This is a genomic window from Nocardia sp. NPDC127606 (genome assembly GCF_042671725.1).
Taxonomy (GTDB): Bacteria; Actinomycetota; Actinomycetes; order Mycobacteriales; family Mycobacteriaceae; genus Nocardia.
The window spans coordinates 123,528-145,979 of record NZ_JBHXWQ010000007.1 but is presented as its reverse complement, the minus strand read 5'-3'; the positions used below and the strand labels follow the sequence as shown (position 1 = coordinate 145,979).

Below are 22,452 nucleotides of genomic sequence, written 5' to 3'. Positions count from 1 at the left end.
ATCACCCGGTGAACGTGACGGGGGATTGGAATCCCCACAGTGCGATGGTGGCGACCATGTCGAGCGCGATGATCGCCACCAGGCTCGCCCGAATGGCGCGCCCGGAACCGATGCCGACGCCTTCGGGGCCGCCCGTGGCGAAATAGCCCTGATAGCAATGGATCAGCACGACGGCGATGGCGAACACCATCACCTTGACGGTCGCGGCGAACACGTCCCAGCCGACCACGAACTGATCGAAGTAGTGGTTGTAGGTTCCGGTCGGTGTGCCGTGGACAGTCGTCACGATCAGGGCGCAGGAGGCGTAGCTCAGGATCAGTGCGACCACGAAAGCCGGTGCGACGGCGAAGATCCCGGCGATGACCCGGGTCGTCACGACGAAGGGCACCGACCGGATCCCGAGTGATTCCAGCGCGTCGATCTCCTCGGAGATGCGCATCGAACCGATCTCCGCGGTCATCCGGCACCCGGCCTGGGCCGCGAACCCGATCCCAGCCGCGATCGGCGCGAGCTCACGGGTCACCCCGAAGGCCGAGATCAGACCGCTGAGCTGACCCAGTGACAACAGGTTCAGCGCGCTGAACGCCTCGATGCCGATGGACGCGCCCATGGCGGCGCCGAGCAACAGCATCAGGGGCACCACGCCGCCGCCGATGATCACCGAACCGCGACCCCACGTCATGTCCGTCACCATCGTGACCGTCTGCCGCCGGTAGTGCACGAGCGTGTAGGGCACCGACGAGAGGACCTGCCAACCGAAGCCGATCACGAAGCCGATCGACTCGATCGGGCCGAGCGGATGGATGCGGCGGCGCCGGAGTCTGCCCACCCAGCGCAGCCCGACGGGATAGTACGGAGCGGCGCTCATCAGGCCATCCTCACCGGGAAGAACATGGTGACCACCTGGGTGATCACGGTGTTCAGCACCACGGCCGCGGCGATCGACATCACCACGGCCGCGTTGACCCCGTCGGCGACACCGCGCGGTCCGCCCTTGGCCTCCAACCCGCGCTGACAGGCGATCACGACCACCAGAAAGCCGAAGATCAACGCCTTGATCAGCGAGACCCAGACGTCGATCGAGGTGGTGAAGGAACCGAAGGACTGCCAGTAGCTGCCCGGGGTGACGTTCAAGGCCGATACCGCGACCACGAACCCGGAGCTGATGCCGACGAAGATGATCAAGATATTGAGCAGCGGCGCGACCAGCATCATGGCCGCGATGCGGGGCACCACCAGCCGTTGCACCGGGTCGATGCCCATCACCCGGAGGGCGTCGACTTCTTCGCGGATGGTTCTCGCCCCCAGATCGGCGGCGATCGCGGCGGCGCCCGCACCGCCGAGCAGCATCGCGGTGGCCATCGGCGCGCCCTGTTTGATGACGCCGAGACCACCCGCGGCACCGATCATCGAATCGGCGCCGAGCTCGGACACGATATTGCCGACCTGGGCGGAAACGATGACACCGAACGGGATGGCCATCAAAATGCTCGGCACCGCGGTGACTCTGATCAGAAACCAGGCCTGCGCGAGAGTTTCGTGTATCTGGAATCGCCCACGAATGGCGTCGTTCGCCCCGAGATAGACGGCCCCGGCGCCCATTCGCAATGCCCGGCCGAGCGTCGCCACGCTCGAAAGGACGGTATCGGAGAAGTTGCGTCGAATTATCCGGGCCGCGCTCGCCTGTTCGGCCTCCGGCACATCCGGGTCGCCCGCGTCCGTCGCACCGATCCGAGCCGGTGCGACTTCGCCGTCTACCCCTGCCATGGCGGTGACCGTACCATATGACTTGGACCATATTCCAGACACTGGTCCAGATTTCTGACCAGCCCCTGAATCTGCCGACTTCGGCCGGTAGAAGCCCTCCTTCGACCCCGAAACCGTTGTGTTGAACTTGTGTCGATGGTACCGTCCAGACACATGTCCAGCTACCTGTCTCCTTCGGTGCGACCGACCCCAGCACCCGGCGGCGACGACCTATCGAAACCGGGGTATTCATGATGACGAGCGCCGCTGTGGAACCCCTGACTTTCGACCCGTACGACTACGGATTCCACGAAGATCCGTATCCGACTTACCACCGCCTGCGCACCGAGGCGCCGCTTTATCACAATCCCGATCTCGATTTCTGGGCCCTTTCCCGGCATTCCGATGTGATCGCGGCATTTCGGGACAGCAACCGGCTCTCCAGCGCCAATGGCGTCTCCCTCGATCCGGCGGCCTGGGGTCCGCACGCGCATCGGGTGATGTCGTTCCTGGCGATGGACGATCCGCGGCATATGCGGATGCGCAGGCTCGTCTTCAAGGGATTCACGCCGAAACGCGTCGCCGAGATGGAAGTCCGCATCCGCGAGATCACGCTGGAGCATCTCGAGCCCGCCCTCGCGCGCGGCAGCTTCGACTGGATCGACGAGGTCGCGGGCAAATTGCCGATGGACGTCATCTCCGAACTGATGGGTGTGCCCGCACCCGACCGTGCCGAGATCCGCCGGTTGGCCGATCTCGTGGTGCACCGCGAAGAGGGCGTCCTCGATGTGCCCGTCGACGCGATCGACGCCTCGATTCGACTGTTCGGCTACTACGCCGACATGGTCGCCCAGCGCCGCGCCGCGCCCGCCGACGACCTCACCTCCGCGCTGCTGGATGCCGAAATCGACGACGACACCCTCACCGACGAGGAGATCATCGGCTTCATGTTCCTGATGGTCGTGGCCGGAAATGAAACCACCACAAAGCTTTTGGGCAACGCGCTCTACTGGGCGGCCGCCAATCCCACGGAGTACGCCAAGGTGGTCGCCGAGCCGGAACTGGTGAGCGACTGGGTGGAGGAGACGCTGCGCTACGACACCTCCAGCCAGATCGTGGCCCGCACCGCGGCGGTCGATCTCGACTACCACGGCGGCACCATCCCGGCAGGCGCCAAGGTGCTGCTGCTGATCGGCTCGGCCAATCGCGACGCGACCGCTTTCGACGACGGCGACAGCTACGTGATCGACCGCAACGACAGCAGCGCGCTCGCCAGCTTCGGTGCGGGCGTGCACTTCTGCCTCGGCGCGCACCTGGCCCGGCTCGAAGCCACGATCGTGCTCGGCGAATTCGCCTCGCGCGTCGCCAGATACGACGTCGACGCCGACGGCATCGAACGGGTGCACTCCACCAACGTCCGTGGCTTCGCCAAACTCCCCATCACAGTAGAGGTCAGCTAGTGCCCCGATTCGAACCCCATCCCGACCGCAGACCCGCGCTGATCGCCGGCGCGTCCTCCGGTATCGGCGCCGCGACGGCCGTCGCGCTCGCCGAGCTCGGCCATCCGGTGACATTGGGCGCGCGCCGGGTGGAGCTGTGCGAGGAGATCGCGGCCAAGATCCGCGCGGACGGCGGCCAGGCGTACGCCCACCGGCTCGACGTCACCGATGCCGACTCCGTCGACGAGTTCGTGACGGCCGCCGAGGGCACGCTCGGACCGACCGAGATTCTCGTCTCCGGCGCGGGCGATATCGAATTCTCCCTGGTCGGGGAGATGGACCCGGAACGCTTCCTGTTCCAGGTGCAGGTCCATCTCGTCGGCGCGCAACGTCTCGTGCACCGGGTCCTGCCCGGGATGACCGCGCGGCGGCGCGGCGATCTCGTCGTGATCAGCTCCGATTGCGCCGACAACCCGCGGCCACGGTCCGGCGCCTACAGCGCCGCGAAGAACGGGCTGGAGGCAATGGTCGGTCAGTTGCGAATGGAACTGGAGGGCACCGGAATTCGCGCCTCACTGGTACGACCCGGTCCGACTCTCACCGGGATGGGCATGGATTCGACCCCCGAGATCGTCGGGCCGGTGCTGCAGGACTGGAAGAACTGGGGCTTGGCCCGCCACCCCTACATGCTGCGACCGCACCACCTCGCCGACGCGGTCGCGACGGTGGTCTCGGTCCCGCGTGGGGCACACATGGTGCTGGTCGAGGTGCAGCCCGAGGCGCCGCTGCGGCCGACGCCGGACGGAGGCGCGTCATGAGAATCGTGGTCGACCTCGACCTGTGTCAGGGACACGGCGTCTGCCAGGACGAGGCGCCCGCGGTCTTCACCGTGCCCAAGCGCGGCCCGGTCCAGATCACCGACGCCACCCCGGGCGACGCGGAGCGTACGGCCGTCGAGGCCGCGATCCGCTACTGCCCCACCCGAGCTCTGTCGATCGCCGACGGTGGCGAATCCGACTCCCCTGCGAAAGGCACAGACTGATGGCAAGTTTCGAGCGGGCCGAACTCGACGAGATGATTCGGCGCTGGGTCGTGGAGAACCAGCGATGCGAGGAGAAGGGCGACTGGAAGCCCCTCGCCGAGATGTACACGACCGACGCCACCTACGGCTGGAACTACGGCCCCAAACAGGAGTTCATGGCCGTCGGCCGCGACGAGATCCGCGACTACGCCCTCGGCCAGGAGATGCTCGGCCTCGAGGGCTGGACCTACCCATATCAGGAGTTCGTCGTCGACGAGCGCAGCGGCACCGTCATCGGCTTCTGGAAGCAGATCAACGAGGGCAAGCGCGCCGACGGCCGCCACTACTCCCCCGAGGGCATCGGCGGCAGCTGGTTCCGCTACGGCGGCGACTTCCAATGGTCCTGGCAGCGTGACTTCTTCGACTTCGGCAATGTCTCGGCGATGTTCCTCGACATGATCACCGACAACGCGCTGTCGCCGGGCATGCACAAGCGCATCGAGCGCTCCGTCTCGCGTGACCCGCTGCCCGGCTGGTACCCCATCGGCGAATCGCCTGCTTCCCTGTGGTGACGTCGATGAGCAGGTACGCGGAGCTGTCCCGAGACCAGCTGGCCGCGCTGGTCCCCGAACTGCTGCTGTGCGGTCACCTCATCGACCGGTCCGGGATGGCGCACACCATCGCCGCCTTCGGCCGCGAGGGAATGACGGCGGTCGCGATCGAGGAGTGGCAGCTGGCCAGTCCGATCTACACCCGCCGGATGCAGCGAGCGCTGCGCTTCACCGGCGACAGCGTCGAAACCATCTTCAAAGGGCTGCAACTCGACATCGGCGCGCCACCGCAGTTCATGGACTTCCGGTTCCGCGTCGACGACCACGACCACGGCGAGTTCTGGCTAGATCACTGTGGCGCGCTGGCCGATGTGGAGCCGATGGGCGAGGAGTTCGTGGTGGCGATGTGCCACGACATCGAGGACCCCACCTTCGATGCCACGGCGCTGGCCACCAATCCGCACGCCCAGGTGCGACCGGTACACCGCCCACCGCGCAAGCCCGCCGACCGGACCCCGGTGTGCGCGTGGACGGTCGTCATCGATCCCGCGCATGTCCCGCCCGAGGTCCCCCGCAATGCCGCGCTCCTCGCGAATTCCGCTGCCGCGCAGCTGGAGTTGGCCGACATCGACACGGGAGGGGAGGGCACGGCCGACTACACGGGTCCGCTGCTGAGCGATCTGCGGTTCGCCGATTTCTCCCATGCGGCGTTGCGGCGAATGGCCGACGAGATCTGCCTGCAACAGCACCTGCTGACCCTCGGGTTCATGATCGCCATCGGGGAACGCGCCGATGCGGCGACCGCCCTCGGGATCGGGCGCAAGCAGTTCGCCGGGATCGCCGGGCTGACCTCCGAGCGCATCCGCGACTGCCTGAACCTCGGCCGCGATCCGGACGCGCTGGCCAGGGTCTTGCGTGTGCATCCGGCGCTGAACCCGCTGGGCTACACGGGAATCGACATCTCGGTAGTGGACTCCGGTGTGCGGCTGCGGTTTCCGCATGCCAGCGGGGCGCGAACCGACGGCGCGTGGCCCTCGATGCTGACGCCCGAGGACCTCCGGCCGCTCGATGCCCTGGTGCGCGGGGTCGACCCTCGGTTCGTCGCGCGGGTGGCCGCTACCGACCAGCACGGCTGGACCGTCGAGATCGACCGGGCCGAACAACCGTTCCGTGAAGCGTCCGAGGTCGCGGTGACCCGCTTCAGCACCGGTGCGGGCTTCGCCTTCACCGACCGGGGGAAACCCCTGCCGCTCACCGTCGTGTGAGAGATCGTCGAGAGATGGATTGACATGGCCAACAACTTCGCCGACCTGTTCGAACACTCCGTCGACGCCATGCCCGACCGGATCGCGCTGATTCAGCGCGATCGTCGAGTGACGTTCCGGGAACTGGACATTCGCGCCAACCGGCTCGCGCACCAGCTCGCCGAGTCGGGCGTCGGCCACGGCACCCACGTCGGATTCCAGATGCACAACAGCATCGAGACCATGGAGACGTTGATCGCCTGCTTCAAGCTGGCCGCCGTCCCGATCAATATCAACTACCGGTACGGCCCGACCGAGCTGGCCTATGTCTACAACAACGCCGACCTCGAAGTGCTGCTGTACCACGCCTGTTACGCCGAGACCGCGCGTGCGGGGCTCGCGCTCGCTCCGGGGGTGCGCCTGTCGATCTGTGTCGACGACGACCGCGACGTCGGTGCATCGGAGAGCGGCGCGGTGCCGTACGAGCAGCTCGTCGCAGCGGGAAAACCGTTCCGTCCCACAGTCACACGGACCGCCGAAGACCTGTTCATGATGTACACCGGCGGCACCACCGGCATGCCCAAGGGCGTCATGTGGCGGCAGGAGGACATGTGGCGCGTCCTGGGTGGCGGCATCGACTTCTACACCGGTGAACCGGTGCGCGACGAATTCCAGCAGTCGGCGACCGGCACGCAGGGGGTGCCCAGCATCTGGTTCGTGCTCCCACCGCTGATCCACGCCGCGGCCATGATGCCGACCTTCAACGCCCTGTGGTCGGGCAACAGCGTTCTGTTCGAGCCGCGCTTCGACCCGGAGCGGATCTGGCAGTCCGTGGCCACCCACAAACCGCACGTCATGGTCATCACCGGCGACGCGATGGCGAGACCGCTGATCGATGCCTTCGACGAGGCCCCGGTGGATGCCGCCTCGCTGCTCGTCATCGCCTCGGGGGCGGCGCTGCTGTCGCAACCGGTGAAGAACGCACTGCTGGAGAAGTTTCCGACATCGATGGTGTCGGACTCGATCGGGTCGTCCGAAACCGGTTTCGGCGGTATCGGTTTCGCGCAGAAGGACGACGATCCGGCGCGTGGACCACGCGTGCAGACCGGGCGAGGCGCGGTGGTCGTCGACGAGGACGGACGGCCCGTCGCCCCCGGCGCGGAGGGGTGGCTGGCCAAGACCGGCGCGGTCCCGCTCGGCTACTACAACGACCCCGAGCGCACCGCCCGGCTGTTCAAGACGGTGGACGGCGCCCGCATCGTGGTCACCGACGACCGTGCCCGCGCCGAGATCGATGGCTCGATCACCCTGATCGGGCGCGGCAACATGGTGATCAACACCGGCGGGGAGAAGGTGTTCCCCGAGGAGGTCGAGGCCGTGGTGAAATCCCACGACGCGATCTACGACGCGGTCGTCATCGGCGTCGCGCACGAACGGTGGGGCCAGCAGGTGGCGGCGATCATCTCGATCGCCCCCGACCGCACCCTGGACTTCGACGCCGTGCGCACCCATCTGCGCCCCCACCTCGCCGGGTACAAGATCCCCAAACGCATCTGGGTAGCGGACACGATCTCCCGCTCCCCCAGTGGCAAACCCGACTACCGCTGGGCCAAGGACTTCGTCACCGACCGAACCCCCGACCATCAGTCCGAGTGAGCATCGCCGCGCTCGTCAGATGATCTTGGCGTCGATCAGCAGCTTCCAGATCTCGCCCTGGTCGACGACCTCGACGCCGAGCTTCTCGGCCTTGGCCAGCTTGCTGTCACCGACTCCCGCGCCGGTGATGAGCATGTCGGTGTTCGCCGAGACCGAGGACGCCGCCGTCGCTCCCGCCTGCTCGCACAGGCGCTGGAACGTCGGGCGGGCCACCTTCTCGCCGGAGCGTGGGTCGCTGATCGCACCGGTGATCACCACGGTTTTGCCTTCGAGGGGTGCGCCTGCCGCGATGACCGGCGGCAGGTCCTCCTCGCGCACATCCAGCGAGACACCGAGTTCGCGCAGGCGGTCCAGTTCCGGACGCAACCGTGTCAGGTGGGCGACCAGGGAGGCGGCGACCTTCGGGCCGATGTCTTCTACCGCCACGAGTCGTTCCTCGCCCGCGTCGGCGACTTCCTCCAGGGAGCCGAAGCCCGACCGGGCCAGGCGCGCGGCGGTGCCGTCGGAGGCCATCGGGATGGCGAGGCCGATCAGGGCGCGGCGCAGGCCGACCTGGCGGCTGGCGTCGATCGAATCGATCATGCGCGCGGCGGAGACCTCGCCGATGCGGTCGAATTCGAGCAGTCGTTCGTTGGTCAGCGTGTAGAAGTCCGACGGGCTTTCGAGAATGCCTGCCTCGGCGAGGCGTTCGATCCACACTCCCCCGATGGCGTCGATGTCGGCCGCCGCGCGCGAGGCCCAGTGGATCAGCCTGCGCACTGTTTGGGCGGGACAGGCGACGTTGGTGCAGAACAGTTCTCGGCTGTTGCCCTGCTCGGTGACCGGCTGAGCGCACGAGGGGCACTCGGTGGGCGAGATGATCTCGAGCTCCTCGCCCGTGCGCTTGGCGGCGTCGAGCACGCCGGCCACGAACGGGATGACATCACCGGCGCGGCGCACCAGCACTGTGTCGCCGACCTTGATGTCGCGGGCGCGGATCACCTCTTGGTTCGCCAGCGTCGCCTTCGTGACCGTCGTGCCGCCGACGAACACCGGCTCGAGCCAGGCGACGGGAACGATCTTGCCCGTCTTGCCGACATCCCAGATCACCTCGCGCAGCAGCGTGGTCTTCTCCTCGGCGGCGAACTTGAACGCCAGCGCACCGCGTGGGGAGTTCGACCGGGTTCCGGCCGCCGCGTAGGCGTCACGGTCGGCCAGCCGTAATACCGCGCCGTCGATGTCGTAGTCCAGATCGTTGCGACCCTGCTCGATCTCGGTGATCGCCGCCTGGGCCCGCGCGGCGTCGGCGCACAGCCGCATCTGCGCACCCGCTACCCCGATCGCCCGCAGTCCTTCCCCGAGGTCGTGCGCGGCGTCGTCGGCGGCGGTGTCCAGGTCGAAGCCGAAGAACTGCAGGCGCCGTTCCGACACGGTCGCCGGGTCTTTCGCGCGCAGGGTGCCCGCCGCGGCATTGCGCGGATTGATCAGTGGCTTGTCGGGGTGTGCGGCGTTGTAGGCCAGGAAGGTCGAACGCAACATCACCGCCTCCCCACGTACCTCTACGCGACCCGGCAGGTCGATCCGCTCGGGGACCCCGTCGACGAGGGCACGGACCAGTGGGGTCACGTCGTCACCGGTGGTGCCGTCACCGCGGGTGACCGCACGCGCCAGCCGCCCGTTCTCGAAGACCAGAGCCAGCGACAGGCCGTCGAGCTTGGGCATCACGACCACCGACTGGCCGGGGAATCGGTCGAAGAACGCCTCGACCTGCTCCGGCTTGGTCGCCTTCTCCAGCGACAGCATCGGCCGTGAGTGCCGGACCGGGGCGTGCAACACCGCGGGCGCACCGACCTGCTCGAGCGGATTCGGGTCCGGCGCGAGGTCGGGGTGCGCCTCGATCAGGGCGCGCAGCTCGTCTTCGATCGCGTCGAATTCCGCGTCGGCGACCAGCGGCGCCCCCTGGTAGTAGGCGTCGCGCAGCGCCACCATCCGGTCGGCGAGTTCTCGGATACGTTCCCCTGTTTCCACGGACAAGACGCTACCGATACCCACCGACATCTACGGGCCGACATTCTCGAGCTGACAGGATCGGGGTGACGCTCAGCCCATTCGGCCGAATCCGGTGAGCGGCAGGTGTCGCCGATCGAACTGGTCGCAGCGCTACTTCGAATGGTTGCCGGTGAACGCCACCGAGACGCCGAGCCCGATCATCGACAAGCCCCCGACGGTCCCGAGCGTCTCCTCGCGTCGCGGAGACCGGCTGAACCAGTCGCGCAGCCGTGCGGCCAGCACCGCCCAGAGGCTGTCCGACACCAAGGCGATCACGACCGCGATCAGGCCGAGCAGCAAGATCTGAAGCTGGACTTGCCCGGCGCCTCGATCCACGAACTGCGGTACGACGGCGGCGGCCAGGATGAACGACTTCGGGTTCGACGCGCCGACGACGAAGCCCTGCCGCACCGAGGTCCGCCACGGCAACGCGGAGCGTTCCGGGTCCAGGTCTCCCGCTCCGAACGCAGCGCGGTGTCGGATCGCGTTGACCCCGAGGTAGACCAGGTAGGCCGCGCCGGCGATTTTCACGATCCAGAACACTGTGGCCGACTCGGCGACGATCGCACCCAGTCCGACCGCGACCAGCGCCAGCACCGTGAGCAGACCCAGGGTGTTGCCGGCCACGCTGGCCAATGCGACGGACCGACCGTGGGCGAGAGCCCTGCCGATGGCGAAAACCACGCTGGGGCCGGGAATCACGATGATGATCAAGGCCGCCACGCCGAATGTGACCAGCTGTTCGAGACTGAGCATGCGACCACGCTAGACCGGGGAGAACCGATCTCGCGGCGTTCCTACTTCGCATCGCCGTAGCACTGCACTACGGCGGTGGTGAACGGGAACCGGACCGGCGTCTGCCCGAAGGCGATCCGGCCCGCGGTGTCGGCGGCGGTGGCGATCGCTTCGGCCACCGCGGCGGCTTCCTCGGTCGGGCAGTGCACGATCACTTCGTCGTGCTGGAAGAAGACCAGTTCCGCGTGGAGGTCGCGGATCGCGTGCCGGATTCCGGCCAGGACCAGCAGGGCCCAGTCGGCGGCGCTGCCCTGCACCACGAAGTTGCGGGTGAAGCGACCCCGGGCACGGGCGGCGGAATCGGCGCCGAATTCGGTGCGGGTGTCCTGGGGTGTGTCGGTGTCGTCGAGCGCGACCGACAACGGCGTGCAGGTGCGCCCCAGCCAGGTGCGCACGAGACGGCCTTCCTCGCCGGCGCGCGCGGCGTCGTCGACGTAGGCGACGGCGGCGGGATAGCGCCGGCGCAGACCCGCGAGGTGGGTCAGGGCGTCGCCGGAGGTCTGGCCGTAGATGGCGCCGAGCAGCGCGATCTTGGCTTGATCGCGGTCGCCGCCGAATCCGCGAGCGGCCAGGTCCGCGTAGAGGTCGTCGCCACGACCGGCCGCTTCCATCAACCCGGGATCACGCGAGATCGCCGCGAGGATCCGAGGCTCCATCTGGTCGGCGTCGGCGACGACCAGCGACCAGCCGGGGTCGGCCCGGATCGCTTGCCGGATGATCTTCGGAATCTGTAGTGCGCCGCCACCATTGGTGGTCCAGCGCCCGGACACTGTGCCGCCGGGTAGGTATTCGGGGCGGAAGCGGCCGCCGTGCACCCACTGTTCGAGCCAGGACCAACCATGCGCCGTGTAGAGGCGATACAGCGATTTGTAGGCCAGCAGCGGGGCGACCGCCGGGTGGTCGATCCGCTGGAGCTCCCATTTCCTGGTGGAGGACAGCAGGATTCCGGCGCGACCGAAAGCCCTGATGATGTCGGCGGGGAGATCGGGCCGGACTCGGACCCCCGTCCCGAACGCCCGCGACACCTCCTCGGCCAGTTCCGCCATCCGGCGCGGTTCCGATCCACCCGGAAAGCGCTCTCCCAGCATCGAATCCAGGAGTTCGCGGTGGACGTCGGCGCGCCACGGAATTCCGAGCTGCCCCATCTCGACGGCGACGAGCATGCCCGCCGATTCGGCGGCGAGCAGCAGTCGCATGCGCTCGGGATGCTCGGCGCGAGCGGTGCGCGCGACCTGTCCCGCGTACACCGCCAGCAGGGCGGTGAACTCGTCGACCCCCGGCGGCAGTGGCACCGGGCCGGACTCGAACAGCGACGGCTGCGTCTCGGCGGCCCGCACCGGCGCATCCGGCGGGACGGCCAGGTTGTGCAACCGGGCCCAGCCCGCCGCGAGCGAGCGCGCCTGCCCCGACTGCCCTTCCTCGTGGCCGATCAGCAGCGACTCCGCCGCCTGGACGTCGTAGCAGCGTTCCACCCACACACCCGCTGCCAGCAACGCACGGTAGATCTCGGCGGTGGACCGCCACACCCACCGCTCCACGTCCGGGCGGGTGCGCACCGCATCGACGAGCGAGGGCTCGTCGAGCACCGGTCCCGCCGGGTGGCCGTCCTGATCGAGCGGACACAACCGGGCGCCGCCGTCGCCCGTCTCCGTTATCGCCCATCTCACCTGCCAGAGTCTGACACCGGGGTCCGACAACCAGCGGCACCCCGCACGCCGACGACCGGCAAAGACCCTACGAAACGCCGACCGCGGCCTGTTCTCGACGCTCCCGCGAGGGCATCGCCAAGGTCAGCACCGCCAGCACCAGCGCGACCGCGGCGATGGCGCCCATCATCATGATGCTGCCGCCGAGGCTGTGCGAGCTGAAGAACACCGTGGTCAACACCGCGAGTCCGACCGCGTTGCCGACCTGTTCGATGGTCGGCAGCACACCCGAGGACTCGGCCATCCGATTCGCGTCCAACCCGGACAGCATCATCGGCTGCAACTGCACGCCGAACAGGCCGACACCGAATCCGGCCGCGAACACCGGACCGGCGCAGAGCAGCGCGTTCGCCACCCCGTCGACCAGATACAGGTACACCCCGCCCGCGCCGATACATCCGCCGAACAACGCGATCCCGGCGGCCAGCGCCCAGATATCCCAGCGCGGAACCAGAATCAGCGAACCGAGGGCACCGGCGCCCGCGCCGAGGGCGAACAGGGTCATCACCATGCCGGTGAGCAGCGGCGAATAGCCGAGTACGTCCTGCATGGTGATCGAGGCGGCGAACACGAACGCGGTGAACAGCCCGAAGAACGCGCCGACCAGCACCGAGCCGATCCGGAAGCCGTGGTTGCCGAACAGGTCGAGGCGCACGAGCGGGCTGGCACCGCGCGCGGTGCGGGTGCGCTGCTGGGCGAGGAACACCGCCGTGAGCACGAGCCCGGCGCCGGTGACGGCGAGCAGGTCGAGCCGCCACCCGTGCTCCTGGATCTGAGCCATGCCCGCGATCAGGGCGAACAACCCGAGCCCGGACAGCGCGGCACCGACCAGATCGAGTTGGTGACGACCGACCGGACTGCTCCGGTCCAGGAACTTCCAAGCCAATCCGAACGCGAACAGCCCGATCGGCAGGTTGATCAGGAAGACCGACCGCCACCCCCAACCACCGATATCGACTGTGAGCAGCACACCGCCGACAATGGGCCCGAGCATCCCGGCGAATCCGGCCACTCCCCCATAGAGCGCGAATACCAGGGGATGGCGTTCGCGCGGAAAACCGGCCGTGAGAATGGCGATCGTCTGGGCGGCCATACCCGCCCCCGCCGCACCCTGGACCACCCGCGCGAGCACGAGTTCGGTGGAGCCAGAAGCTAATCCACACCACACCGAGGCCGCGGTGAAAGCGACCACCGACACCAGGAACATCGTGCGCCGACCGACCATCGCACCGATCCGCGCGGCGGTGACCAGGGTGCAGGCGAACGCCAGCGCGTACCCGGAGATCACCAGCAGCTGTGCCGACCTGGACGCACCGAGGTCGGCGGTCAAACTCGGCAGCGCGGTGTTCACGATCGTCACGTCGATCATCTGCATGAACACCGCGATCAGACAGGCGCCGAACGCCAGCCACGCGCCGAGCTCGGGCACCTGTGCCTTCGCGACCCCGGTGGTCTCGCTCACGAGACCAATTCCATCGTGGCGCGCGGGGCCGACATCGACATCTGGGTCGGGAAACTGAGCTGCACCATCCGGTGCGGCGCCGCCACCTCGAACAGCGCGATGAACGGCGGCACCACCGAGCCGACCATCTTGTCCAGCATCCCGTTCACCTGGTCGAAGCCGGGCCGCAACCGCACCTGCCAACACGGGAACACCCCGGCCGGTCCCGCGAAGACGACCTGCTTCTCCACCCGGACGAGCAGTGGCCAGTGCACGGACGCCGCGAGCCACACGTCGACCGTTTCGACCAGCCCGTCGGCGAAGTCCAATCCACGCAACATCGTCAGCCCACCGGCGATCGGCATCACATTCGGCGGGAACGGACCGGGCAGGCCACCGAATTGCAGATGCACGGTGTCGACGAAATCGACTTCCTCGCGCGAAACCACCGTCGATCCCGAGCGGGTCCGCGCGCGATAGCTTTCCGCGTGCAGTCGACCGTCGATGCGCCCTATGCGCTGCTCGACGGTCATGACCAGTGCGCGGTCGCGCCCACTCTTGTCTTCCGGGCTCGCCTCGAGTGTCGTGTGGTAGCCGCCCCGGTCGTGCACGACGACGTGCGATATCTCGAAGCCGCCGGGCTCGCCGGCGATGCCGACGCGGTATCTCGACTTCTCGCCATCGGGAATGCCGGGGTCACGAAAGATGGTCGGGACGAATTCTTCTCGGATCATGGGTGCTCCGCGGCGCTGTCGATGATGGCTCCGAATACGGACTTCATGGTGGCCAGGTAGCGGCGCACCGACTCCTGCGCGATCGCGGTGTCGGGGAAGATGACGCTCAGCGACGTCCGCCCCGGTAGCCGGTTGATCCAGATGAGCGCTTCCTCGGAGGCCGCGCGGTTGGCGAAGACCCCGGCGTTCATGCTGTCGAACAGCTCGTTGCCCAGGAAGTCCCTGGCGTCGATGAACGAGATCATCGGGGTGACCCACCCCGGCTCGGCCTTGATCTCGGAATCGGCGGGCAGCAGGTCGAGAACACGATGAAAAGAGGTGGGCGCCAGCAGGAGTCCGCTGTCGTAGGCCCGTTGCGCGAGCGCGAGCGCGCGGGCGACCGTGGTGCGTTCGCTGAGCGGGAACGCGACCGGAACCAGCGTCACGTACCAGCCCACGGAATTGTTCTCGGCTGCGGTGGTTCTGGTGCTCACCGGCGTCATGCCGAAGTAGTAGTCCGACCCGACCAGCTCGCGTTCGGCCAGTGCGGCCGCGGCGAACACACCACCGACGAATTCGGCCCCGTTGGCGCGGCAGACCTCCTCGAATCGATCGGCCTCGTCGTCGTCGAACAGCACGACGCTGCGGTGGGCGCTGCGGTGGTATCCATCGGTCTTCTTGCCGAGGTCGAGTGGGAAGACCGGCAGCTGGTTGTCGTTGCCGCCCACCAGTGCCAGCCATTTCCTCACTCCCGGTGAAGACAGGCTCTGCTGATCGCTGAAGAACCGCTCGTTGCGGCAGTAGTCGAGATAGCTCGCCGCGGGCGCGAGCGGTTCGGCCTCGTCCCACAGCTGCGCGGCGTAGAGCTGGGCGAAGTCGGCCGCGGACAGGTACTGCCCGAGGCCGTCGGTGTGCAGGTGGTCGACGGCCAGGTACACGGTGGTGGAATCGCCGTGCTCGATGGTGCCGAACGTGAAGCAATCCCACTGGAACGGGCCGGGTGTCGTCTTCTCCACGTGCCGGCAGATCGCCTCGGGGTCGTCGATGTGGCCGTAGTCGACCGGCACGAACTCGACATCGGCTTCGGGCACCAGATGTCGGCGCACAGTGCCACCGGGTTCTACAGCGAACCACGTGCGAAAGGTGTCGTGGCGCAGTAGGAATGCGTGGATCGCCCGGGTGATCGCGTCGCGGTCGAGGTCACCGGTGGGGATCTCGGCGGTGACCAGGCACAAGCCCGAGAACCGGAAATCCGCGCCGGCGTGGCGGTCGGCCAGGCGCAGATACTGCTCCTGCTGGAGCGAGGGCGGTGCCGGATGGGCCGGCGCCCTGGCCGCGCGCGTGACCGAGTCCGCCGAGGCGAACCACGTCACGAGCCGACCGGGCGCCGGGCGCCATTCGTCGATCAAGCCGAAGTCGACCATCAGCGCGATCCCGCCATCGAGACTTCCGCCGGTCGCTCGACGGTCCACTGGTCGGGCACCTCGACGATCTGCGGGGCGGATTCACTGGGCACGGCCTCCGGAAGTGGCGGTGTGACAGCGGGTTCGGAGGCCAGGATCAGCTCCGCGACCTTCGGACCCGCCTGTTCCAAACTGAACGAGCGGCCCATCTGCATCGACATCAGGTCGATGCCGAGCGTCTTGGTGACCCGCGCGCCCAGCTCGACCGCCATCAACGAGTCGAGCCCCAACTCCGGCACGGGCACCGTCATGTCGATCGACTCGACCGGCACCCCCATGACCACGGCGAGTTCGTCGGCCATCTTGCGGGCGATGGCGGGTCCGCGCTTGGCTTCCTCCATCGCGGCGAGTTCGGCACGGAGCTTGGCCAATTCGGAGGTGTCCTTGGCCGAGGATTGCGCCAGGGCGGCGGTGCGGCCGGTGCGCACCAGCTGCGGGAAGGTCCCGGTCAGCTTCGCCCAGTCGGTGGGGATGATCGCCGCGTTCGTCACGCCCAGGCGCAGGGTCTGTTCCAGGTAGGCGGTGGCGTCGGCCATGTCGATCGGACCGAAACCCACCAGGTCCAGATACTTTTCGGCGGTTTCGTCCGATGCCATGCCGCCCGACGCGCCGGACAGGTGGCCCCAGCCGATGCACAGTGCGCGCTCGCCCGCGGCGGCCCAGCGCCGTGCCAGGGTTTCGACGGCGACGTTGGCGGCGCAGTAGTTGTATTGACCGTAGATCCCGTACATCGAGCCGCCCGAGGAGCACAGCACGAACATGTCGAGGGCGATGCCCGCGTCGGCTACCGCCTGGTGGATCACTTGCGCACCATGGACTTTGGGGCGATAGACCCGGTCGAGTTCGTCGCGCGCCATGCTGGCGAGCCGGTTGTCGGCCACCGCGCCCGCGGCGTGGAACACCGCGCGCAACGGGTGTCGTTCGCTGTGCGCGCGGGCCACGATCGCGGCGACGGCGGCGGCATCGGTGACGTCGGCGTGTTCTTCGATCACCTCGATGCCCACCGCGCGCCACACCTCGAGCTGGCGGCGCGCCGTCTCGGTGGCGGCCCCGCTGCGCCCGAGCAGCACCAGCCTGCGCGCACCGCGCAGCGCCAGCCAGCGACCGATCGCCATGCCGAAGCCACCGAAGCCACCGGTGATGAGATAGCTTCCGGCGCTGTCGATGTCGAGCGGCGGCAGCGAGGGCCGCACCGGCGGCAGCGGGTCGTCCATCCGCAGGGCGACCCGGCCGACGCGTGAGGACCGCAGTGTCTCCTCGAACGCCTGGCTCACCTCGTGTGTCTCGAACATCTGGTACGGCAACGGGGTGTAGACGCCTTCGGTGACCTTCTCGAACACCCGCTCCAGCAGTCGCGACAATCGTTGCGGGCGCACCGCCACCAGGCGGTCCAGATCCATCGAGTAGTAGGCGAGGTTCTTGTCGAAGTTGGCCAGTTCCAGCAGCCCGCCGGTGTAGATGTCGGCCTTGCCGACCTCGACGATGCGGCCGAATTCGGCTGCGGCGTTGAAGTTCTGGCGCAGGATCTCACCGGGTGCGCTGCTGACGATCACGTCGGCGCCCGCGCCGCCGGTCAATGCGAGGACGTCGTCGACGAAGTTGAGCGAACGCGAGTTCACCGCGAAGTCCGCGCCCATGGCCAGGACGTGTTCGCGCCGCTCGGGCGAGCTCGCCGTGCCGATGATGCGGGCACCGATCGACTTGGCCACCTGGATGGCCGCGGTGCCGACACCGCCTGCCGCACCGTGGATCAGCACGGTCTCGCCCGGTTCGAGGCGGGCCAGGTCGTGCAGGGCGTATTCGGCCGTGCCGAAGGCGATGGTGCTGGTGCAGTAGCCGGGATCGGTGTCGGCGGGCACGATCACGGCCAGCGCCCGATCGACGACGGCGAAGCGGCGCATCATGCCCTTGGACGCCACCGCGACCTTGTCGCCGACCGCGACGTCGGTGACCTCGGCGCCGACCCGCACCACGGTGCCGATGCCCTCCATGCCGGGCACGGTGCCGAAATACGTCGGCGCGAGTTCGCGTTCGCCGAGCAGTCCGATGACCTTGAGCGGATCCTTGTAGTTCAATCCGATCACCGCCATCGCGACCTCGATCTGGCCCGGGGCAGGCTCCGGACGGGGGCACTGCCGCCATGCCACCTGCGAGAGCACCCGCGTGCGTGGCATGTCCAGTTCGAAGTTCGCCGCCGGATCGGCCAGCGGGTGCGATGTCTCGAGCGCTTCGATGCGCTCGGGCAGCGGCTTGGTCACCATCGGCGCCCAGCGCTTGCCGCCGCGCAGCAGCACCTCGTCGCTGTTGTCGAGGGTGAAGGCGCCGGGCACGGCGAGTTCGGCGAGGAGTTCGGCGACTGTGGTGCCGGGCTCGGTGTCGACCAACCGCCAGCGCAGCGGGGTCTGTTCGTTGAGCAGCACCCGGCGACCGCCGGCGAGCGCGGCCTGGCGCGGGTCCGGTTCGACATCGCTGCCGGGAACCGTGAAGGCGGATTCGGTCACCAGCGTGGCGTGGACGTTGCCGTCGCCGAAGCTGATCTGCGGCGGGGCGCCTTCCACGGTCGGGGTGACGTACTCCGACACCGCGACCGCGACGCGCTTGAGCGTCCACAGGTCGGCGACGTCGTCGGTGCCCGCACCGACCACAACACAGACGTGGGTGCGCTGCGTTTCGTCGGCTTTCGCCGCCTCCAGATTCGCGACGAGATCGGACTCCAGTTCGTCGCTGTTCGGGTCGACGAGCAGCACCCGCGCACCCGGCATCGCGGCGGCCAGCTCGGCGGTGCGCGGGCTGTCACCGAGCGCGACGATCACTGTCGACACCGACCCGGCTTCGGCCAGCGCCGCGGGGTCGATCGGGTCGCGCTCTTCGAGCACCTCGGTGTAGTAGAAGTCGGCCATCCGGTGCAGCGGGCTGTCACCGGGCTTGAGCGCACCGATCTGCAGGCCGGTCAACCGCGCCACCAGGTTTCGGTCCCCGTCGAGCAGGTCGACATCGGCGCGCAGGCGGGCACCGGGGTCGCGGCGGGCGATGACGGTGATCTGTGCGGGGAGTTCGGCGAGCAGCCGTACCGCGTTCACCCCGACGGGCACCATGACGCCCTCGTTGATCCGTTCGTCGGTGAACAGCATGGCCGCGCACTGCATCGCGGCGTCGACGACGGCTGGATGCGCCAGATGCCGCGAACCTTCGGCGATGCTGCCGTCGACGGTGGCCAGTACCACGTCGCGTCCCACCCGCACCGAGGTCACCCGCTGGAACGTCGGACCGTACTGCAGCCCGGCCGAGGCGAGGCCCGCGTAGAACATCGCCGGGTCGACATCGACACCGACCTCGATGGTGGGCAGCTCGACTGCTGTCTGTTCGTGACTGCCGGTCAGCGTGCGCCCGGTCGAGTGCACCGTCCACGCTGTGCCGGTCGCGCTGCGCGATCTGATCATGAAGCGACCGCTGGCCTCCTCGACGCTCATCGCGACCAAGGGCACATCGGGGGCACCCATGATCAGCGGCGCGACGAACCGAACTCCCTCCAGCGCAACCTGTTTGCTGCCGATCCGCGCGGCGGTGGCGCTCAGCGCGGCGTCCAGGTACGCCGCGCCGGGCATGATCTTGACGCCGTTGACGACGTGGTCGGCCAGCCACGGCAGCAGTTCGGTGCCCACCTGCAGCAGCCACTCGGGGCGGCCCTCCACATCCGGGTCGCCGAGCATCGCGTGCCCGCCGGGTGTGCCGAGGCGGGCCTGCTCGAACAGCGGCAGCGCCGAGTGCAGGCGGGTGCGCTGCCACGGATAGCGCGGCAGCGGCACGTGCGCGGTGACACCACGCTCGGCGGGGAACAGGAGTTCACGGTCGAGTACCCCGGCGGCATGCAGGCCGATGAGGGTGCGCCGGATGCTGTGCGAATCGGACTGCTCGCGGTCGAGGGTGGGCACCGTGGTGCCGTTCACGTCCGCGTCGACCAGGGCCTCGCGGATATTGCCCGACAGCACCGGGTGGGGGCCGACCTCGAGGAAGATCCGGTTGCCTGCGGCGATCAGGCTCCCGATCGCGGCGAAGAACCGCACCGGCTGACGGACATTCGACCACCAGTACTCGGCGTTCCAGTCGCCGTCGGTGACGAGTTCGCCCGTCACCGAGGAGTACAGCGCCACCGTGGGCGCCTGCGGTGCCAGATCGGCCAGCGCCGTGCGCAGATCGTCGTGGATCGGATCCATCAGGCGACTGTGATACGGCACCTCTACCCGCAGTCGACGCGCGAATATACCGTCCTCCGTGAGCTTTTCGGCGATCTCGTCGAGTCGGTCGACGTCGCCGGACAGGGTCAGGGAGGTGGGGCTGTTGATCGCGGCGATGTCGACGCGCGGATCGTCGGCGACGAGTGCGTCGGCCTGTTCCTTGGTCAAGCCGACGGCGAGCATCCCGCCGGTTCCGGCGGTCGTGGCTTGCAGTCGCGCCCGGTGAAAGGCCACGCGCACCGCCTCGGGCAGTGTCAGCATGCCGCTGATGTAGGCCGCCGACACCTCACCCACACTGTGTCCGACGATGGCCGCGGGAACGATGCCGTATTCGGCCAGCTCACGCACCAGACCCACTTGGACGAGAAAGTTCGCGGGCTGAGCGACTTCGGTGCTGGTCACCCGGGACTCGTCTTCCGGCTTGCTCAGCTCCTCGATGATCGACCAGCCCGCGATCGCACGGAATTCCGTATCGATCTGCTCGGCGGTCTCGGCGAACACCCCACCGGCCGCGAGCAGACCACGGGCCATCTTCCAGTGCTGCGGCCCCATCCCGGAGAACACGAACACCGGCTCGGCGGCGCTGGAGGACACCGTGCGGCCGGCGTCGCGCCCGGTACCCGAGGCGTACTCGTGCAGTTCACGGACCAGGTCGTCGGTGGCACCGTCGAGCAGTACACCGGTGCGGAACGGGTGGTGCGCCATCCGGGTCCACGCCGCTTCGGCCAGCTGATCCGGGTCGGCCCCCGCGGTGATCAGGTCGGCGAACCGACCTGCCAACGCGCGCGCGGCACCCGTACTGCGGGCCGAGATGGGCAGGATGCCGAGGTGGCGGGCCGGTTCGGTCGGCGATTCGGGCGCGCGGAACTCCTGCAGGATCGCGTGGGCATTGGTGCCGCCGTAGCCGAAACCGTTGACCGCCACCGACATCGGCGCCGCGTCGGCGGGTAGCGGTTGCGCCTCGGTCTGGACGTGTAGGCCCAGCTCGTCGAACGGGATGTCGGGGTTCGGATTGTTCAGCCAGCCCTGCGGCGGCAAGGTGCGATGTCGCAGTGCCAGTGCGGCTTTGATCACGCTGGCCACGCCCGCGGCGGCCTCGGTGTGACCGATCGTGGCTTTCACCGAGCCGACACCGATGGTGCCGGTGCGCCCGGACGGGGCACCGAACACCCGACCGAGAGCGCGCAATTCGACCGGGTCGCCGACCAGCGTGCCGGTGCCGTGCGCCTCCAGGTAGGTGATCTCGTCGGGCGCCAAACCCGAGCGTTCGCACACGGTGCGGGCCAGCGCCTCCTGCGAGTCGGCGTTGGGCACCGTGATCGCGGTCGTTCGCCCGTCCTGATTGGACCCGGTGGCCTTGATCACCGCGTAGACGCGATCGCCGTCTCGGACAGCGTCTTCGAGCTTCTTCAGCGCCACCATTCCCGCGCCTTCGCCGCGACCGTAGCCGTCGGCGGACGCGTCGAAGGACTTGCAGCGACCGTCGGTGGCCAAGAAGCCGCCCTTGCACATGAGCACGAAGGTTTCCGGCTGCAGCATCACATTGACCCCGCCCGCCAGCGCGACCTTGCAGTCGTCGTTCTCCAGCGCCTGGCAGGCCAGGTGCAGCGCGACCAGCGACGACGAGCACGCGGTGTCGACGGTGATCGCCGGACCGACCAGGTTCAGCGCGTAGGCGATGCGGTTGGACAGCATCGTGTAGGAGGCGCTGGCCGGGGTGTGCATGTCGGTGTGGAACAGCGCGGGGCCCACCACGCCGATCACCGACTGGTCGACGACGAAGCCGCCCACATAGACCCCGACCTGCGCGCCTGCCGAGCGCCCCGCGATCCCAGCGTCGTCGAGAGCCTCCCAGGTCACCTCGAGCATCAACCGTTGCTGCGGGTCGAGCACCGTGGCCTCCCGCGGCGAGATCCCGAAGAAGTCGGGATCGAACTCCCACGGATCGTTGGTCATGAAGGCGCCGCGTTTGGTGTAGCTGCGCCCCGGGGTTCGCGGTTCGGGGTCGTAGTAGCGGCGCCAATCCCAGCGATCGGCGGGCATCTCCACGACGCCGTCGCGCTTGTCGACGATAAAGTCCCAGAACGATTCCGGGGAATCGATTCCGCCCGCGAACCGACATCCGATTCCGACAATGGCAATATCCGACACGCAATTTCCTCCGGCTCGACCGGCCTGTGGCATGTGACCGTTGGTGTCAACGTAGAAGCCCACGACCGTAGCGATCGTGGCGATTACCGACCTCTGGAATTTCGGACGGGTAATCGCGTGGTCTCCTGTGACCGGACCCAGGACGCGAAGTCATGGCTCACAACAGAATTCCGAGAATCGTTGTGACCGGCCGCAACATTGCACGGTAGCGACCGAAAAGACCGGCGACTCCTGACAAGTTCGACCACATCGCGAGCAGTTGG

General features: G+C 68.2%; 15 protein-coding genes. 6 read left to right on the top strand and 9 right to left on the bottom strand.

Annotation, left to right across the window (positions count from 1 at the left end):
- Position 1 precedes the first annotated feature (1 nt).
- A complete protein-coding gene (locus tag ACFVJ5_RS26950) occupies positions 2–868 on the bottom strand; it encodes an ABC transporter permease (protein WP_379224196.1) in 867 nt (288 codons plus the stop codon).
- Positions 868–1,767: an MlaE family ABC transporter permease gene (locus ACFVJ5_RS26945; protein WP_379224194.1), complete on the bottom strand. Its 900-nt coding sequence runs from the start codon at positions 1,765–1,767 to the stop codon at positions 868–870. The genes ACFVJ5_RS26950 and ACFVJ5_RS26945 overlap by 1 nt, the downstream gene beginning before the upstream one ends.
- A 233-nt stretch (positions 1,768–2,000) precedes the next feature.
- Here ACFVJ5_RS26945 and ACFVJ5_RS26940 point away from each other — a divergent pair, with 233 nt between their 5' ends.
- From ACFVJ5_RS26940 to ACFVJ5_RS26915, 6 genes are read left to right on the top strand one after another with little or no spacing between them, the layout of a single operon-like run.
- Positions 2,001–3,206, top strand: a complete 1,206-nt coding sequence (locus ACFVJ5_RS26940) for a cytochrome P450 (protein WP_379224192.1) — start codon at positions 2,001–2,003, stop codon at positions 3,204–3,206.
- Positions 3,206–4,003 (top strand): SDR family oxidoreductase, encoded by a 798-nt coding sequence (locus ACFVJ5_RS26935; RefSeq protein ID WP_379224190.1) that lies wholly within the window; start codon positions 3,206–3,208, stop codon positions 4,001–4,003. The genes ACFVJ5_RS26940 and ACFVJ5_RS26935 overlap by 1 nt, the downstream gene beginning before the upstream one ends.
- Positions 4,000–4,227, top strand: coding sequence for a ferredoxin (locus ACFVJ5_RS26930; protein WP_379224188.1), 228 nt, complete (start codon positions 4,000–4,002; stop codon positions 4,225–4,227). Before ACFVJ5_RS26935 ends, ACFVJ5_RS26930 begins: the two co-directional genes overlap by 4 nt.
- Complete coding sequence (locus tag ACFVJ5_RS26925; protein ID WP_379224186.1) at positions 4,227–4,778, top strand: nuclear transport factor 2 family protein; 552 nt, start codon at positions 4,227–4,229, stop codon at positions 4,776–4,778. The genes ACFVJ5_RS26930 and ACFVJ5_RS26925 overlap by 1 nt, the downstream gene beginning before the upstream one ends.
- A gap of 5 nt (positions 4,779–4,783) precedes the next feature.
- Entirely contained in the window at positions 4,784–6,022 is a 1,239-nt protein-coding gene (locus ACFVJ5_RS26920) for a hypothetical protein (RefSeq protein ID WP_379224184.1), read from the top strand.
- 24 nt (positions 6,023–6,046) lie between these two features.
- The gene (locus ACFVJ5_RS26915) at positions 6,047–7,657 is read left to right on the top strand and encodes an acyl-CoA synthetase (protein WP_379224182.1); all 1,611 of its coding nucleotides are present in this window, start codon (positions 6,047–6,049) and stop codon (positions 7,655–7,657) included.
- A 15-nt stretch (positions 7,658–7,672) separates the two neighbouring features.
- Here the strand turns inward: ACFVJ5_RS26915 and ligA are convergent, their stop codons facing one another.
- The 7 genes from ligA to ACFVJ5_RS26880 all read right to left on the bottom strand — a co-directional run bounded on the left by ligA (position 7,673) and on the right by ACFVJ5_RS26880 (position 22,189).
- Complete coding sequence (gene ligA, locus ACFVJ5_RS26910; protein ID WP_379224180.1) at positions 7,673–9,664, bottom strand: NAD-dependent DNA ligase LigA; 1,992 nt, start codon at positions 9,662–9,664, stop codon at positions 7,673–7,675.
- A 132-nt stretch (positions 9,665–9,796) separates the two neighbouring features.
- The gene (locus tag ACFVJ5_RS26905) at positions 9,797–10,441 is read right to left on the bottom strand and encodes a LysE family translocator (RefSeq protein WP_379224178.1); all 645 of its coding nucleotides are present in this window, start codon (positions 10,439–10,441) and stop codon (positions 9,797–9,799) included.
- 41 nt (positions 10,442–10,482) lie between these two features.
- Positions 10,483–12,147 (bottom strand): bifunctional 3'-5' exonuclease/DNA polymerase, encoded by a 1,665-nt coding sequence (locus tag ACFVJ5_RS26900; RefSeq protein ID WP_379224176.1) that lies wholly within the window; start codon positions 12,145–12,147, stop codon positions 10,483–10,485.
- Positions 12,148–12,214: 67 nt separating this feature from the next.
- Positions 12,215–13,648 carry an MFS transporter gene (locus ACFVJ5_RS26895; protein WP_379224174.1) on the bottom strand — a complete coding sequence of 478 codons (1,434 nt, stop codon included), beginning with the start codon at positions 13,646–13,648 and terminating at the stop codon, positions 12,215–12,217.
- Positions 13,645–14,361 (bottom strand): hypothetical protein, encoded by a 717-nt coding sequence (locus ACFVJ5_RS26890; protein ID WP_379224172.1) that lies wholly within the window; start codon positions 14,359–14,361, stop codon positions 13,645–13,647. Before ACFVJ5_RS26890 ends, ACFVJ5_RS26895 begins: the two co-directional genes overlap by 4 nt.
- Positions 14,358–15,812, bottom strand: coding sequence for a condensation domain-containing protein (locus ACFVJ5_RS26885; protein ID WP_379224170.1), 1,455 nt, complete (start codon positions 15,810–15,812; stop codon positions 14,358–14,360). The genes ACFVJ5_RS26890 and ACFVJ5_RS26885 overlap by 4 nt, the downstream gene beginning before the upstream one ends.
- Entirely contained in the window at positions 15,764–22,189 is a 6,426-nt protein-coding gene (locus tag ACFVJ5_RS26880) for a type I polyketide synthase (RefSeq protein ID WP_379224168.1), read from the bottom strand. Before ACFVJ5_RS26880 ends, ACFVJ5_RS26885 begins: the two co-directional genes overlap by 49 nt.
- Positions 22,190–22,452 lie beyond the last annotated feature (263 nt).